Genomic DNA, 13,526 nt, shown 5'->3' with positions numbered 1-13,526 from the left:
ATGAACGGGCCAGTATCGGTCGAAGTTCTGCGGCAGCATCTGATCGATCCGGAGATCTGCATTCGCTGCAATACCTGCGAAGAGACCTGTCCGGTCGATGCGATCACGCACGACGACAACAACTACGTCGTGAAGGCCGACGTCTGCAACGGCTGCATGGCCTGCGTGCCGCCGTGCCCGACCGGCGCGATCGACAACTGGCGCACCGTGCTGAAGGCCGACGCGTATTCGATCGACGAGCAGTTTACGTGGGACGTGTTGCCGGAGCAGAACACGATGGCGGTGCCGGCTGAAGAACCGGTGGCCGCGTCCACCGCGGGCGACAGCGCCGCCGAAGCAGACGGCATCGAAGTGGATACCGTGCGCGGCGCGCTCGTGCCGCCGTGGTCGGCCGCGAAGCCGTACGTGAATCTCTACACGCATAAGGCGCCGACCACCGCGACGGTGGCCGGCAACTACCGGCTCACCGACAGCGCGACGTCGAGCGACATCCATCACATCGTGCTCGATTTCGGCTCGATGCCGTTTCCGGTGCTCGAAGGCCAGTCGATCGGCATTCTGCCGCCGGGAGCTGCCGCCGACGGCCGCGTGCATCACGCGCGCCAGTACTCGATCGCGAGTCCGCGCGATGGCGAGCGGCCCGGCTATAACAACGTGTCGCTGACGGTGAAGCGGGTGTCGCTGCAGCACGGCGATGCGATCGACGGCGTGTGCTCGAACTATCTGTGCGATCTGAAGAAGGGCGACGTGGTCAACGTGATCGGTCCGTTCGGCAGCACCTTCCTGATGCCGAATCATCCGAACTCGCATCTGCTGATGATCTGCACGGGCACCGGTTCCGCGCCGATGCGCGCGATGACCGAGTATCGCCGCCGCAAGCGCCTCAAAGGCGCGACCGGCAAGCTGATGCTGTTCTTCGGCGCGCGTACCAAGGAGGAGCTGCCGTACTTTGGACCGCTGACGAATCTGCCGAAGGATTTCATCGACACCACGCTCGCGTTCTCGCGCACCCCGGGACAGGCGAAGCGCTACGTGCAGGACGCAATGCGCGAACGTTCGGCCGACGTCGCGAACCTGCTGAAGGACGACAACACCTATATCTACGTGTGCGGCCTCAAGGGCATGGAGGACGGTGTGCTGCAGGCGCTCAAGGATATCGGCGAGCAGCATCAGCTCGATTGGGAAGCGTTGTGGGCGAAGCTGAAGCGGGAAGGGCGGCTGCATCTGGAGACGTACTGAGCGGCGCGCCGACACGCCGACCCACACCGAAAGCTGCGCGAAAAGGCTCCGCAAAGGCTCGTGAAAGCATGAGCGCTTGCGTGGCCTTTTTGCCTGCGCCATATGCTTGACGGAAGAGCGCAGCGGCTGACCTGTGCGGATCGACGCACCGCGCGCGAAGCGCTTTGAAAATCGCGGACGGTTTGCTACAGTCGGCCCACACAGCCGGCCGCACGCCGGCACTCCCCGCCAAACGCGGCAGTCCGCCACCCGCGCAGCCACTCAGACGGAGCCGTCCGATGAAGCCGATTCGTTCACTTGCGATGATTGCGCTGTTGCAGGCAGCACTCGCGCATCCGGCTAGTGCCGACGATCTCGCGCGGATCAAGGCATCGGGCGTGTTCCGGATCGGCACCGAAGGTACGTACGCCCCGTTCACCTACCACGACGACGCGGGCAAGCTGACCGGCTTCGACGTCGAGCTTGGGAGCGCGATCGCGCAGCGTCTCGGCGTCAAGCCGCAATTCATCGAAGGCAAATGGGAAGGACTGGTCGCCGGTCTCGACGTCAATCGCTACGACGCGGTGATCAACGAGGTCGCGATCACCGACGAGCGCAAGCTCAAATACGATTACTCGGACCCGTACATCACGTCGCACGCGGTGCTGATCGTCGCATCGGAGAACACGACGATCAAATCTTTCGACGACCTGAAGGGCCGCAAATCGGCCAATACGCTGACCAGCAACGTCGGCAGGATCGCGGCCGCGCACGGCGCGCAGGTGATCCCGGCGCAGGGCTTCGACGAATCGATCGAGCTGCTCGTCGCGGGCCGCGTCGATGCGACCGTCAACGATTCATTGTCGTTTCTCGACTACAGGAAGCGCGAGCCCGAGGCGAGGATCAAGGTCGTCGCGGTCGATACGTCGCCCGATAGCAGCGACAAGTCGGCCGTACTGATCCGCAAGGGCAATCCGAAGCTGCGCCTGGCGATCGACGACGCGCTCGCCGGCATGAGAAAAGACGGTACGTATCAGCGGATTTCGCTGAAGTACTTCGGCCGGGACGTGTTTCATTGACCGTCGACCGAAACGTTGACGCGGATAAATCCACATTAAAAAAGAAGGGGCGTAGAAACGCCCCCTCTTCGTTGTCGTCAGCCCGTCGAACATGCGGCGTGCCGCACGTTCAACGCGGCAGACGCTGGCCTCACACCGTCGCGTCGCTCAGCGCGGCGTCGAAGAAGCGCTCCTGGGCATCCGTGTTCACGCGTGCATACGCGCGGTTCACGCCGCTGATCACCGCGCGGATCGACGCGGTGATCAGGTTCGCATCGACACCGACGCCGAACGCGCTGCCGGCCACATCGGTGCCGGCCATTTCGGCGATCGCGATCGCGCGCGCATCGGCGCCCTGCGTGAGCGCGCGTTCCTCGTAGTGCTGGATGCGCACGGGCACGTCGAAGGCGTGCATCAGCGCGTCGAGCGGGCCGTTGCCGGCGCCGCTCAGCACGCGCGGCGTGCCGTTGATTTCGACGTTGAGCTTGATGTGCTCGCGGCCGTCATGCTCGGACAGGCTGTGGCTGATATAGCGGACCGGCTCGGCCGTGCGCACGTATTCCTGCTGGAACAGTTCCCAGATCTGCGCGGGCGTGACTTCCTGGCCGCTCTGGTCGGTGAAACGCTGCACGGCCGAGCTGAAATCGACCTGCAGACGGCGCGGCAACACGACGCCGTAGCTCTGCTCGAGCAGGTACGCGATACCGCCCTTGCCCGACTGGCTGTTCACGCGAATCACGGAGTCGTAGGTTCGGCCGAGGTCGCTCGGATCGATCGGCATGTACGGCACTTCCCAGATCGCGTCCGGCTTCTGCGCGGCGAAGCCCTTCTTGATCGCGTCCTGGTGCGAGCCCGAGAACGCGGTGAAGACGAGATCGCCGACATACGGATGACGCGGATGCACCGGCAACTGCGTGCATTCCTCGGCCGTGCGCGCGACTTCGTTGATGTTCGAGAAATCGAGCTCGGGGTCGACGCCCTGCGTGTACAGGTTCAACGCGAGCGTGACGAGGTCGACGTTGCCGGTGCGCTCGCCGTTGCCGAACAGACAACCTTCGACGCGATCCGCGCCCGCCATCACCGCGAGCTCCGCGGCCGCGACGGCCGTGCCGCGGTCGTTATGCGGGTGGACGGAGACGATCAGCGAGTCACGACGCGCGAGATTGCGGTGCATCCATTCGATCTGGTCGGCGTAGACGTTCGGCGTGGCCATTTCGACGGTGGCCGGCAGATTGACGATCGCCTTGTGCTCGGGCGTCGGTTGCCAGATGTCGAACACCGCGTCGCAGACTTCCTTCGCGAATTCGAGTTCGGTGCCGCTGAACACTTCCGGGCTGTATTGCAGCGTGAAGTGCGTGTCCGGTTGCGCGTCGGCGAGGCGTTTCATCGTGCGCGCGGCCTTCTGCGCGAGTTCGATCACGCCGCTCTTTTCGAGGCCGAACACGATCTTGCGGAATTCCGGCGCGGTCGCGTTGTACAGATGGACGATCGCGCGCGGGGCGCCGCGCAACGATTCGAAAGTACGCTCGATCAGATCGTCGCGCGCCTGCGTGAGCACTTCGATCGTCACGTCGTCGGGAATATGGCCGCCCTCGATCAGCTCGCGCACGAAGTTGAAATCGGTCTGCGACGCCGACGGAAACGCGACTTCGATTTCCTTGAAGCCGATCTGCACCAGCGTCTTGAACATGCGCATCTTGCGCTCGGCGTTCATCGGCTCGAACAGCGCCTGGTTGCCGTCGCGCAGATCGGTGCTCATCCAGATCGGCGCGCGCGTGATGGTGCGCGACGGCCACTGGCGATCCGTCAAATTGATCGGCTTGAACGAACGGTACTTGGTAGAAGGGTTTTTCAACATTTTCATCATCCGGGGGAGAGACCGTGGAACGGGTGTCGACCGGACGACGAAAACGCGATACTGGGCCGCCGGTCGGAAACCGGGGCTGGGTCAGTTACTGGGGATTCAAGCGATGCTTCGGTGTATCAGAGAGAAGCGGACGCGCGCAGCAGCAGACCTAGCCCGGTAGAGCGGGCTAGTAGTAGCGATAGGGTGGTCTGGGCGCGGTACATAGTGCGCAATGGGAACATATTATTGAGAAAGCGTCAAGGGCCGAGGTGGAGTGGGCCGCGGCCTGCTCGGCTGCAGAAGGGGGCGAGCGGCGGCTCGCATGAAAGGTGCCGTGGGACGCTCGCGCGGCACTCGATTCAGGGATGAGCTCACGAGGCGTCGTCAATTCACAGAGCAGGAGGTGAACATGAAAAGGGTAGCGAAGATATCCGGCCTCGCGAGGATCTGCGCGTGCGCGGCGTTGGCATGTGGGTTCGTCGGGCAGGCCGGCGCGCAGGGGCTCAGCGCGCAGAACGACATGAACGCGCCGCAGAACAGTACAGGTCTGATGCCGCAGGCGGCGCGCGGCAGCGAGTATCCGACGCATGGCAACCAGCAGGCGGGCGAGCTGAATCTGAATCCGACCGATCCGCGTGCGCAACTGGTCAACGGCTTGCCGAACAACGCGAGCGCGGGCGGCTATGGCGCGCCGCTGGCGGGCGTGCGTACTTACGTGCAACCGCCCCAGCCGGCGAATTGAAACTGGCGAAGCAGGATCGGCAGACGAAGACTACGACGCTGAAGGCGGCAAGCCGAAGCCGTTGCGTGCCGCGCAGTCTTCGTCGACGCTCCGCGTTGATCACGCGCCGGACCAAAGTCGCAACGTATCGCTGTTCACCATCACCGATACGCCTATAGTGAGCAGGATCAGCGGCAGCAGCGCCGAGCCGTAGCGCCGGATCGGCGCGCCGAGCAACGGGTGGTCGACCAGCCATGCCGCGCCCGCGCACCAGAGCCCGATCATCACGACGAACACGAGCGAAACCAGCGCGTTCTCGGCGGGCGTACGACTCGCGTACAGCGGCACGTAGACGGCGAGGTTGTCCGAGCCGTTGGCGATGGCGACGCTCGCGACGGTCCAGCTCGATGAGCCGCGAACGGATGGCGGGGCGCTTGCGTGGCTGTCCTCGCCATCTTCGCTGGCGTTGCGCCGCGCGTGGCCGGGACCGAAGCGCTGCCAGGCCTTGTGCAGGCCCACGACGATCGGCAGCAAGCCGAGCAGGCCCACATAACCGGCCGGCAGGCGCGTGAGCAAGGACGCGAGCACGAGCGCCGCGGCGACGAGGATCAAAGAGCCCCCGTACTGTCCCGCGACCACGCGGCGCCGCTCCACGCCCGTTTCGGTCAGAAAGCCGAGCAGCACGAACAGGTTGTCGATATTGGTCGCGGCGTAGGCGACGATCGCGAGCAGGACGAGGCTGAGCATGAAGAAGCCGAGATCGTTACCGGGGGTAGAGTCGTTTTGAATTCGCCGCGCAATGTGGGCAACCGGGCTGCCGGCTGCGCCATCGAGGGCGCGACCGGTCAACACAATGCCGATGCGCTGGGTCAAGGTCAAGCGGCAGGCGGCCGCGAAGCCCGGCGACGGGGTCGTAAGCTACAATGACCGAGGCTTTGAACAACGGAACATCGATGAAGATTCGCCTTCTCTCTATCGCCTGTGTCGCGAGCGCCGTGGCGCTGCTGGCGGCCTGCACGATCGGTACCCGCAACTCGGGCGCATGCGAACAATTGATGCGCAGCAAGCTGGCCGAGGCGCCGTCGGGGATGTCGTCGGATACGCTGCGGGTCACGCATCGCGGGGCCGCGATTCGCGGCTCGCGCGTCGTGGTGGAGGGGACGATCGAGCATCGGGTAAGCGCGTCCGAGGTGGCGGTCTCCACGCCGCTCGCGGCATCGGCATCGCAAGCGGCGACGGACGTCAACGTGGCCGCGAAGCAGGCCGAGCCGAAGAGGGTCAGCACGCCGGCCGCCGCCGAGTGCACGTTCCACGGCGAAGAGCTGGACGTATTCCGCTGGCTCGCGCCGGCAAAGCTGGCCGCGCCGGCCGCGCCGGCCGCGCAACCCGCCAGCGCGGCGGGCTGAGTTCCCGCCCGCGTCTCGCGCCATCGCTGCGCATCCAACCCAACCAACCTCAGAACGCGTAATACGGCCCCTGGCCGGCCGACGTATTGCGCGCCGCAATCGCCGTGTAAATGCGTTTGCCGTAAAAGAACGGCAAGCCCCAGCCGAAGCCCTGACTCGAATTGCCGGCGAGATTGTCGAACGCGTTGTTCGACGACGAGAACAGCGTGCTCGAATTGGCTATGTCGAATGACACCGTGCTCGACACGCCATCGATGCCGGTGATCGACGCGCTCGCCGACTGCGTCGAAGTCGGGCAGTACCAGAAGCCGCACAACGGGAACTGCGTCGAGTGGAAGAACAGGCCGTTCGAGCCGCTGTCGAGATAGCTCACCGCATAGGTCTGACCGCCCGAGTTCGTCGTCACGTAGCCGGTCGCGGCGTTCGCCTTCAGGACGTTCGGGCTCGTCAGCGTGTTGTTCGACTGGGTGCCGATGCCGAAGATCAACGAGCCCGACACGCTGGCCGCGCCCGCATCGGCGACGGCCGGCAGGTCGATCACGACGCCGTTGTTGTCGAGCGGGAAGCTGCTGACCGGGTTGGTCACCTGCTGTGCGAGCGGCTGCGCGGTTGCGGTGCAGCCGCTCGTCGTGCAACTGTAGTACCAGCGCGGCAATGCGGAGTTCGAGCAGCCGTTGCCGCAGTCGACCGGGAACAGGCCCACGCCGAGGATCCCGTTCGAGTGCAGGCTCGACACCGTCAGCAGCGACGCGCCGGAGTTCGCGCAGTCGGTGGGTGCGGCGGGCAGCGCACTGTCGGCGATTACCTGGATCGGAATCGATGACGCCTGTTGGCCAGCCATGCGTACGTCCGCGTTGCGGATCGAGCCCCACGCATAACCGCTGCCGAACACCGCGCATTCGGCGCTCACGCCGCCGCCCGCGGCGATGCTCGGCAGCGACAGGGTCGTCGGCAGCGCCGATGCGAGGATGCGCAGGCCGTTCGAGCCGGTGTCGACCTGGATGTCGTCGATCGTCGCGCAATTGCTGGTGCCGGCCTGGCAGACGGTGACGCTCGTCGTCAGCATGTTGCGCGTACTGCCGGGCGATACGCCGACCGTGACCAGCTGCACGTTGGGCGTGGTCGATTGCGGCACGTTCGCGCTCTGCGTCGTGTTCGACGCGCTCGTGGAGCTGGTCGACGAGGTCGGCGCGGTCGCGGACGGCGTCGAGCCCGAGCCGGACGAGCTGGACGAGGAACTGCCGCCCCCGCCGCCGCAGCCGACGAGGGCCGCGCAGACGATCAGAAGCAGGGCATGGAATCGCAAGGCGGATTTCATGGCGTGGCGATCCGTCGGTTGGAACCCAGGCGTGAAGGGGGCGCGAGCGACGCGTGCGGGGTGCACGCGTTACTGGATGTCGTCGGAGGTGACGCCGGCGGGCAAAGCCGCCGGCAGCCACGCGCGGCCGACGTAGCCGCGCATCGGTCCGCCGGACTCGACGATCACGTCGGCGCGCGTGACCCGCGACGAATGCAGATTGCCGCTGTCGGCCGCCGCGGCGCCTGTCTTGTACGAGTCGCCGTATTTGCCGAGTAGCGCGTGCAGATCCGGCATCGTCGGGCCTTGCCACGCGTAGGCGACGATCAGGCCGGTGCTGGTCGCGTATTCGTTGATGGTCGTATTGCCAGCGTCGGTCCACGTGCGCTCGCGCAGTGCGCCATTGAGCAGCGTGCGCGGCGCGCTCGCGCCCGACACCGCCTGGCTCGGCATCGTGCCGCCCAATTCGGCATGCGCGCCGAAGCTCGCGCAGCACGCGACGAGGGCGATCGCCGAGGCGATCGCGGATGGATTGAGACAGGACTGGGACATGAGGCCTTCCTCTTTTGGCGCCGGATTTTTTATTGAGATAACTCGATTAATCTAGCGCTGGCTTTTTCTGGTCTTTGCACATCGCGGCGGACAGGACCGCACGCAATGTTTAAAAACAAGCCGCATGCAGACCGGAAGCCCTTATTCGGCGGGCCTCCGGCAAAGACTTGGGAATACTCCCAAGGTCAACTCGAAAGTGTTATTTAGTGTTAAATTTACCTCATAAGAAGGCAAATAGCATGATGGGCGCGGATTTTTTTCCCGTGGTCGCTTCGTAGCCGTGGCATGCGGCGATTCGCGGGCAAACCCCAGTTTTTGCACAGGCCTCGCCGGGACCGGTAAAATGTTGGGTTGATCCACGGAAACTTGCCGTGGCGTAGCGGAAGGATTCCCCGAACATGACTGATTTTCGTCTCACCAAGCGGTTTGCAGTAATGCTCATGGCAGGCGGGCTGGTCGCCGGCTGCGGCACCTCGTCGCCGACCAAAATCGACTATAGGAGCGACTCCCGTTCGAAGCAGGTATCGCTTGCCGTACCGCCGAACATGATCGACGAGACGGCCGATCAGCGTTCGCTGCCGCCGCAGGGCGGCGAAACGTCGCTGTCCACGCTGAAACAGGTGCAGGCACAGGCGCCGGCCGGCGACGCGGTCGCGGTCGTGCCGCCCGTCCAGGGCATCCACATCCAGCGCGACGGCACCGAGAGCTGGCTCGTGATCGACAACAAAACGCCCGATCAGGCCTGGCCGCAAATCCGCCGCTTCTGGCAGGAGCAGGGCTTCCTGCTCGTCGTCGACCAGCGCGACAAGGGCGTGATGGAAACCGACTGGAACGAAACCCACGCGCAGATCAACGACGGCTTTATCCGCAACACGCTGTCGAAGGCGATGGGCAACAGCTACGTGAGTTCGGAGCGCAACAAGTTCCGCACGCGTCTCGAAGCGGCGCCGAACGGCGGCACCTACGTGTTCGTCAGCCAGAAAGGCATGCGTGAGGCGATCACCGGTACGAACAACGAGTCGACCCAGTGGCAACCCAAGCCGAACGACCCGGCGCTCGAGCAGGAATACCTGAAGCGCCTGATGGTCTCGCTCGCGCGGGCCGATTCGGGTAGCAACGCGGGTGGCACACAGAACGCCGAGCTGTCGCCCGCGGGCACGCAGATCGCGCCGAACGCGGCGACGGCGGGTGCGAAGTCGGCGACGGCCGCCGTTGTCGCGCAGAACGTCGCGCTCGCGGCGCAACCGCCTATGCCGGACGCGGATTCGGCCAACAACACGTCGGCGCAGCTCTCATCGACCGAACTCACGCTCGGCGAGCCGTATGACCGCGCGTGGCTGCGCGTGGGCCTCGCACTCGATCGCAGCAATTTCACGGTCGACGATCGCGACATGAGCCGCGGCCTCTATTTCGTGCGCTACGTCGATCCGAAGGATATGTCGTCGGCCGAGCAGGGCTTCTGGAGCCAGGTCTTCCACGGCAAGAAGGAGAAGGTCGCCAAGCAGTATCGCGTGAACGTGCGCGCGGTGACGCCGAATCAGACCCGCGTGGCCGTGGTCGACGACAAGGGGCAACTCGACGAAAGCTCGCAGGCCAAGCAGATCATGAGCCTGATGGCCGACCAGCTGCACTGATACGAGAGCCTCGCGGCCGACGCCGCCGGTTCGACGAAACCGCCCGGAGAAATCCGGGCGGTTTTTTTTGACTATGCATTTGACGCGCGAAGGGCCCGCGCGTGAGCCGATGTAACGTGACCAGACGGCAAGCCGCGACCCGGCGCGGTTGCCGATTGACTGCGTGCGCTCAGGTATCCGCGCGCCGCGTCCCCATCCACGGCAAGCGCTTGACTACGCCGGTCGCCAACGCGGTGCCGACCAGAATCACCGCGCACCCTTCGAGCATGCCGGGCGACACCGTCTCGCCGAGAAACAACGCGCCCCACAGAATGCCGAAGATCGGAATCACGAAGGTCACGGTGATCGCGCGCGTCGGCCCGGCGACCGCGATCAGATGGAAGAAAAGCATGTACGCGATGCCGGTACAGGCGACGCCGAGCGCGATCACCGCGCCCCACGCGCGCACCGAGATCGGCGCGGCGGGCCAGTAGATGACCGCGAGCGGCAGCAGCACGATCGTCGCTCCGATCATCGTGCCGGTCGCGACGGTTAGCGCGTCGACGCCAGTCAGGTGACGCTTCGTGTAGTTGGCGGCGATGCCGTAGAGCAGCGTGGCGCCGAGCGCGGCGCCGGCCGCGAGCGCGACGCTCAGCGGCGAGGCGGCCGAGCCGGCAGGCGCCGCGATCTGATCCCACACGAGCATCAGCACGCCGAGAAAGCCGACCACGAGACCGAGCGTGCGCAGTGCGCTGAGCCGGTCGCGCAGCCACAGGAAGCCGACCAGCGCGCCCCACAGCGGCGCGCACGCATTGATCACCGACGTGACGCCCGCCGACAGTGTCAGCTCGGCATACGCGAACAGGCAGAATGGTGCCGCCGAATTGACGATACCGACCACGAGCAGCGGCACTGCGTGCGTGCGCAACACGGTGGCGGACTGTTGCAGCGGCCGTCGCGCGATCAGCACGATCGCGAGAAAGAGGGCGCCGATGCCGACGCGCAGCGCCATCAGCGGCGCGACGCCGAAGTCGGTCACGCCGACGCGGATGAACAGGAACGATGCGCCCCACAGGGCAGCGAGGATCAGCAGTTGCAGCAGGTTTCTGGTTTTCATTGGAATGGCGCCGCGCGCAGTTGAGTCGGGACGCCAGCTCATCGTAACAGTGCGATCGCGCGAATCGTTTCAGTACAGGATGAAACGGCAAGATCCGGGAGACAGCCGCGTCCGATGAGGTCGATGGTAAGCGCTGCGAGGGCGCGCGCCAAACGAGCAATTCTCGCCGATATGTGAGAAAAATTGCATCGGCGGAACGGCAGTGGGGATGGGATCGGAAATGGCGCCCGCGATGCGTGGGCGGCCGTCCGAAAAGAGGTGAATTGCATTGCGCCGTTACTGGCGCGACCTCAATGCGGAATCATCCATGGCAGGACGTTCTGCTGCGCCCAGACGAGCACACCAAGCAGCACCGTCAGCAGAATCGAATGTTTGAAGGTCTTGGCGAACACGACGCCTTCCTTGCCCTTCAACTCGGTGGTCGCGACGCCGGTCGCGATGTTCTGCGGCGAGATCATCTTGCCCATCACGCCGCCCGACGAGTTGGTCGCCGCCATCAGCACCGGATTCAGATTGAGCTGTTTGGCCGCGACCACCTGCAGATTGCCGAACAGCGCATTGCCCGACGTATCGCTGCCCGACAGGAACACCGCCACCCAGCCGAGGAACGCCGACACGAGCGGAAACAGCGGCCCGACCGACGCAACGCCGAGACCGAGCGTGTAGGTGAGTCCCGAGTAGTTCATCAGGTAAGCGAGGCCGACGATCGTTGCCACGGTCAGGATCGCGATGCGCGTTTGCACCCACGTATCGGAGATCGCCTTGCCGAACTCGGCGGGCGAGAGCCGTACGACGAACGCCGTGATGAGCGCGGCGACGAGGATCGCGGTACCGGTCGCGAGCGGCTGGAAGTCCCAGATCGCGCCGTACGGCGTGTTGTAGAGCGTGATGAACACGGCCTTGTCGAGACCGGGCCACGACACCTTGATGTCGCCGATCGTGAACATCCTCGCGATCGTCCAGATGATCACGACGACCGACACGATGATCCACGGATACCAGCCCTGTGCGCCGCCGATCTTGCCGCGCACCTCGCTGATGCGATCGACGTTGACCGCGAATTTCGGATCGCCGGCGGGCTTCCAGACGCGTAGGAACGCAACGGTGAGGATCAGCGAAACCAGCGACGACAGCACGTCGGTCAGGCTGTAGTTGATGAAGTTCGAGACGACGAACTGGGTCAGCGCGAAGCTCAGGCCCGAGACCAGCAGCACCGGCCAGATCCGCAGCATGTTGCGAAAGCCCGCGTACACGGCGATCACATAGAAGGGCAGCAGGACCGCGAAGAAAGGCAATTGCCGCCCGACCATCTTGCCGAGCACATCGGACGGCAGATGCGTGACCGCGCCGAGCACCGTGATCGGCACGCCGAGCGCGCCGAACGCGACCGGCGCGGTGTTGAAGATCAGCGTGAAGGTCAGCGCTTCGAGCGTCGGAAAGCCGAGCATGATCAGCAGCGAGCTCGTGATCGCGACCGGCGTGCCGAAACCCGAAATGCCCTCGAGCAGCGCGCCGAACGAAAAGCCGACCACGACGAGCACGGTGCGCCGGTCGTTCGGCAGATTGTCGATCATCCACAGGCGGAAGGCCTCGAAGCGTCCCGAGCGCTGCGCGATGTTGTACAGCAGGATCGCAGTGAACACGATCCACATCACTGGCCAGATCGCGAACACGACGCCAGCCGCGACCGAGTTGAACGCGAGCCCGACCGGAAACTGCCAGACGAAAATCGCCACGATCAAACCGATGATCAGTCCCGCGAGCGACGCTTGCCACGCGGGCCTGCGCGCCCAGCCGAGCAGCGCGAGCACGGCGATGATCGGCAGCGCGGCGACGATGAACGACGGAAAAAGCGAATTGCCAACCGGAGTGAGTAGTTGATGAAACATCAAGTCTCCTTCGTTGTTGTGTAATTCGACGCGGGGGATTGCGCATGACGGCGCGTCGCTCTGATTCGGCGGACGCTCGCAAGTGGCCTCGACAAAGCGGCGTCGCCCGATTTAAGCGGGTGCTGCATGAAACCTTCCAAGGATAGAGCGCCTTACCGGCGCGTCAAGCCGGGAAAGTACGAGCGGGGTATGTGCGGTGGAGGGCGATACGCGCGGAAAAACGACTCATGAAGAAGCGCGCGCGCCGGCAGTTGAAGTGCCGGCGCGCGCACGCTCCGCGACGAAAGAGGACAGGTCAATGCGAGTGGCCGCCCCCATGACCGCCCCAATGGCCGCCCCAATAACCGCCAATGCCGATCGCAATCGACGGTCCGTAGTAGGCGGGGTAGCCGTAATAAGCGGGATAAGGCGGCGGCGGATAGTAGGCGGGATAAACCGGCGGCGCCGCATACACGGGCGCGGGGACCGCATAACCGGGCGGCATGTCTTGCGGTGCGACCTGCATTTGCGCCTGGGCTTGAGGCGGCTGCTGTTGATCGGTCGCCGGCGCGGTTTGGTCGGCTGTGGTCGCGGGCGCGGTCGAATAGTACGACGGGTAATAGCCGGCGGGATAGTAGCCGGCGGGGTAATAGCAGCCTGCAAAAAAGAGACTCGAGGCGAGCACGCAAATCGCGGTGGCGGGCCGCGCGAATCTCGCGGGAAAACTGGACGAATCGCGTGGCGTCGAGAGGCGCACCACGCAAAGATGGGTGACGACGCGGGACTTCATGGCGCGCTCCTCGATGAACCGATGCCGCCTTGCGCGACGT

12 protein-coding genes are annotated in these 13,526 nt (G+C 64.9%); 5 read left to right on the top strand and 7 right to left on the bottom strand.

The window, feature by feature from the left end; genetic code table 11:
• A complete protein-coding gene (gene boxA, locus OKW27_RS22715) occupies window positions 1–1,239 on the top strand; it encodes a benzoyl-CoA 2,3-epoxidase subunit BoxA (protein ID WP_429334939.1) in 1,239 nt (412 codons plus the stop codon).
• A gap of 278 nt (window positions 1,240–1,517) precedes the next feature.
• Window positions 1,518–2,297 carry an amino acid ABC transporter substrate-binding protein gene (locus OKW27_RS22710; protein ID WP_429334938.1) on the top strand — a complete coding sequence of 260 codons (780 nt, stop codon included), beginning with the start codon at window positions 1,518–1,520 and terminating at the stop codon, window positions 2,295–2,297.
• Between the two features lie 130 nt (window positions 2,298–2,427).
• Here the strand turns inward: OKW27_RS22710 and leuA are convergent, their stop codons facing one another.
• The gene (gene leuA / locus OKW27_RS22705; protein WP_429334937.1) at window positions 2,428–4,134 is read right to left on the bottom strand and encodes a 2-isopropylmalate synthase; all 1,707 of its coding nucleotides are present in this window, start codon (window positions 4,132–4,134) and stop codon (window positions 2,428–2,430) included.
• Window positions 4,135–4,531: 397 nt separating this feature from the next.
• Here leuA and OKW27_RS22700 point away from each other — a divergent pair, with 397 nt between their 5' ends.
• Window positions 4,532–4,864, top strand: coding sequence for a hypothetical protein (locus OKW27_RS22700; protein ID WP_090800949.1), 333 nt, complete (start codon window positions 4,532–4,534; stop codon window positions 4,862–4,864).
• Window positions 4,865–4,963: 99 nt separating this feature from the next.
• Here the strand turns inward: OKW27_RS22700 and OKW27_RS22695 are convergent, their stop codons facing one another.
• The gene (locus OKW27_RS22695; RefSeq protein ID WP_429334936.1) at window positions 4,964–5,590 is read right to left on the bottom strand and encodes a cadmium resistance transporter; all 627 of its coding nucleotides are present in this window, start codon (window positions 5,588–5,590) and stop codon (window positions 4,964–4,966) included.
• Between the two features lie 206 nt (window positions 5,591–5,796).
• Here OKW27_RS22695 and OKW27_RS22690 point away from each other — a divergent pair, with 206 nt between their 5' ends.
• The gene (locus tag OKW27_RS22690) at window positions 5,797–6,249 is read left to right on the top strand and encodes a hypothetical protein (RefSeq protein ID WP_429334935.1); all 453 of its coding nucleotides are present in this window, start codon (window positions 5,797–5,799) and stop codon (window positions 6,247–6,249) included.
• A 49-nt stretch (window positions 6,250–6,298) separates the two neighbouring features.
• On the opposite strand, the gene OKW27_RS22685 is transcribed toward OKW27_RS22690, so the two are convergent.
• Window positions 6,299–7,567, bottom strand: coding sequence for a DUF3443 domain-containing protein (locus OKW27_RS22685; protein ID WP_429334934.1), 1,269 nt, complete (start codon window positions 7,565–7,567; stop codon window positions 6,299–6,301).
• A 69-nt stretch (window positions 7,568–7,636) separates the two neighbouring features.
• Entirely contained in the window at window positions 7,637–8,098 is a 462-nt protein-coding gene (locus OKW27_RS22680) for a DUF2844 domain-containing protein (protein WP_429334933.1), read from the bottom strand.
• Window positions 8,099–8,496: 398 nt separating this feature from the next.
• Between OKW27_RS22680 and bamC the strand changes: the two genes are divergently transcribed.
• Window positions 8,497–9,732, top strand: coding sequence for an outer membrane protein assembly factor BamC (bamC, locus tag OKW27_RS22675; RefSeq protein ID WP_429334932.1), 1,236 nt, complete (start codon window positions 8,497–8,499; stop codon window positions 9,730–9,732).
• Window positions 9,733–9,901: 169 nt separating this feature from the next.
• Here the strand turns inward: bamC and OKW27_RS22670 are convergent, their stop codons facing one another.
• The 3 genes from OKW27_RS22670 to OKW27_RS22660 all read right to left on the bottom strand — a co-directional run bounded on the left by OKW27_RS22670 (window position 9,902) and on the right by OKW27_RS22660 (window position 13,486).
• Window positions 9,902–10,828, bottom strand: a complete 927-nt coding sequence (locus OKW27_RS22670; RefSeq protein WP_429334931.1) for a DMT family transporter — start codon at window positions 10,826–10,828, stop codon at window positions 9,902–9,904.
• 290 nt (window positions 10,829–11,118) lie between these two features.
• Window positions 11,119–12,717 (bottom strand): L-lactate permease, encoded by a 1,599-nt coding sequence (locus tag OKW27_RS22665; RefSeq protein WP_429334930.1) that lies wholly within the window; start codon window positions 12,715–12,717, stop codon window positions 11,119–11,121.
• Between the two features lie 295 nt (window positions 12,718–13,012).
• On the bottom strand, window positions 13,013–13,486 hold the full coding sequence (locus OKW27_RS22660) for a hypothetical protein (protein WP_429334929.1): 474 nt from the start codon (window positions 13,484–13,486) through the stop codon (window positions 13,013–13,015).
• Window positions 13,487–13,526 lie beyond the last annotated feature (40 nt).

The sequence above is a fragment of the Paraburkholderia sp. 35.1 genome (genome assembly GCF_050436525.1).
Taxonomy (GTDB): Bacteria; Pseudomonadota; Gammaproteobacteria; order Burkholderiales; family Burkholderiaceae; genus Paraburkholderia; species Paraburkholderia tuberum.
Note: the sequence above shows the minus strand (reverse complement) of the source record. Positions and strands in the feature narration are given on the sequence as shown.

Excerpts from the sequence above, each read along its gene's own strand:
- boxA (WP_429334939.1), top strand. The coding sequence starts at position 1 with ATGAACGGGCCAGTATCGGTCGAAGTTCTGCGGCAGCATCTGATCGAT.
- OKW27_RS22710 (WP_429334938.1), top strand. The coding sequence starts at position 1,518 with ATGAAGCCGATTCGTTCACTTGCGATGATTGCGCTGTTGCAGGCAGCA.
- leuA (WP_429334937.1), bottom strand. The coding sequence starts at position 4,134 with ATGTTGAAAAACCCTTCTACCAAGTACCGTTCGTTCAAGCCGATCAAT.
- OKW27_RS22700 (WP_090800949.1), top strand. The coding sequence starts at position 4,532 with ATGAAAAGGGTAGCGAAGATATCCGGCCTCGCGAGGATCTGCGCGTGC.
- OKW27_RS22695 (WP_429334936.1), bottom strand. The coding sequence starts at position 5,590 with ATGCTCAGCCTCGTCCTGCTCGCGATCGTCGCCTACGCCGCGACCAAT.
- OKW27_RS22690 (WP_429334935.1), top strand. The coding sequence starts at position 5,797 with ATGAAGATTCGCCTTCTCTCTATCGCCTGTGTCGCGAGCGCCGTGGCG.
- OKW27_RS22685 (WP_429334934.1), bottom strand. The coding sequence starts at position 7,567 with ATGAAATCCGCCTTGCGATTCCATGCCCTGCTTCTGATCGTCTGCGCG.
- OKW27_RS22680 (WP_429334933.1), bottom strand. The coding sequence starts at position 8,098 with ATGTCCCAGTCCTGTCTCAATCCATCCGCGATCGCCTCGGCGATCGCC.
- bamC (WP_429334932.1), top strand. The coding sequence starts at position 8,497 with ATGACTGATTTTCGTCTCACCAAGCGGTTTGCAGTAATGCTCATGGCA.
- OKW27_RS22670 (WP_429334931.1), bottom strand. The coding sequence starts at position 10,828 with ATGAAAACCAGAAACCTGCTGCAACTGCTGATCCTCGCTGCCCTGTGG.
- OKW27_RS22665 (WP_429334930.1), bottom strand. The coding sequence starts at position 12,717 with ATGTTTCATCAACTACTCACTCCGGTTGGCAATTCGCTTTTTCCGTCG.
- OKW27_RS22660 (WP_429334929.1), bottom strand. The coding sequence starts at position 13,486 with ATGAAGTCCCGCGTCGTCACCCATCTTTGCGTGGTGCGCCTCTCGACG.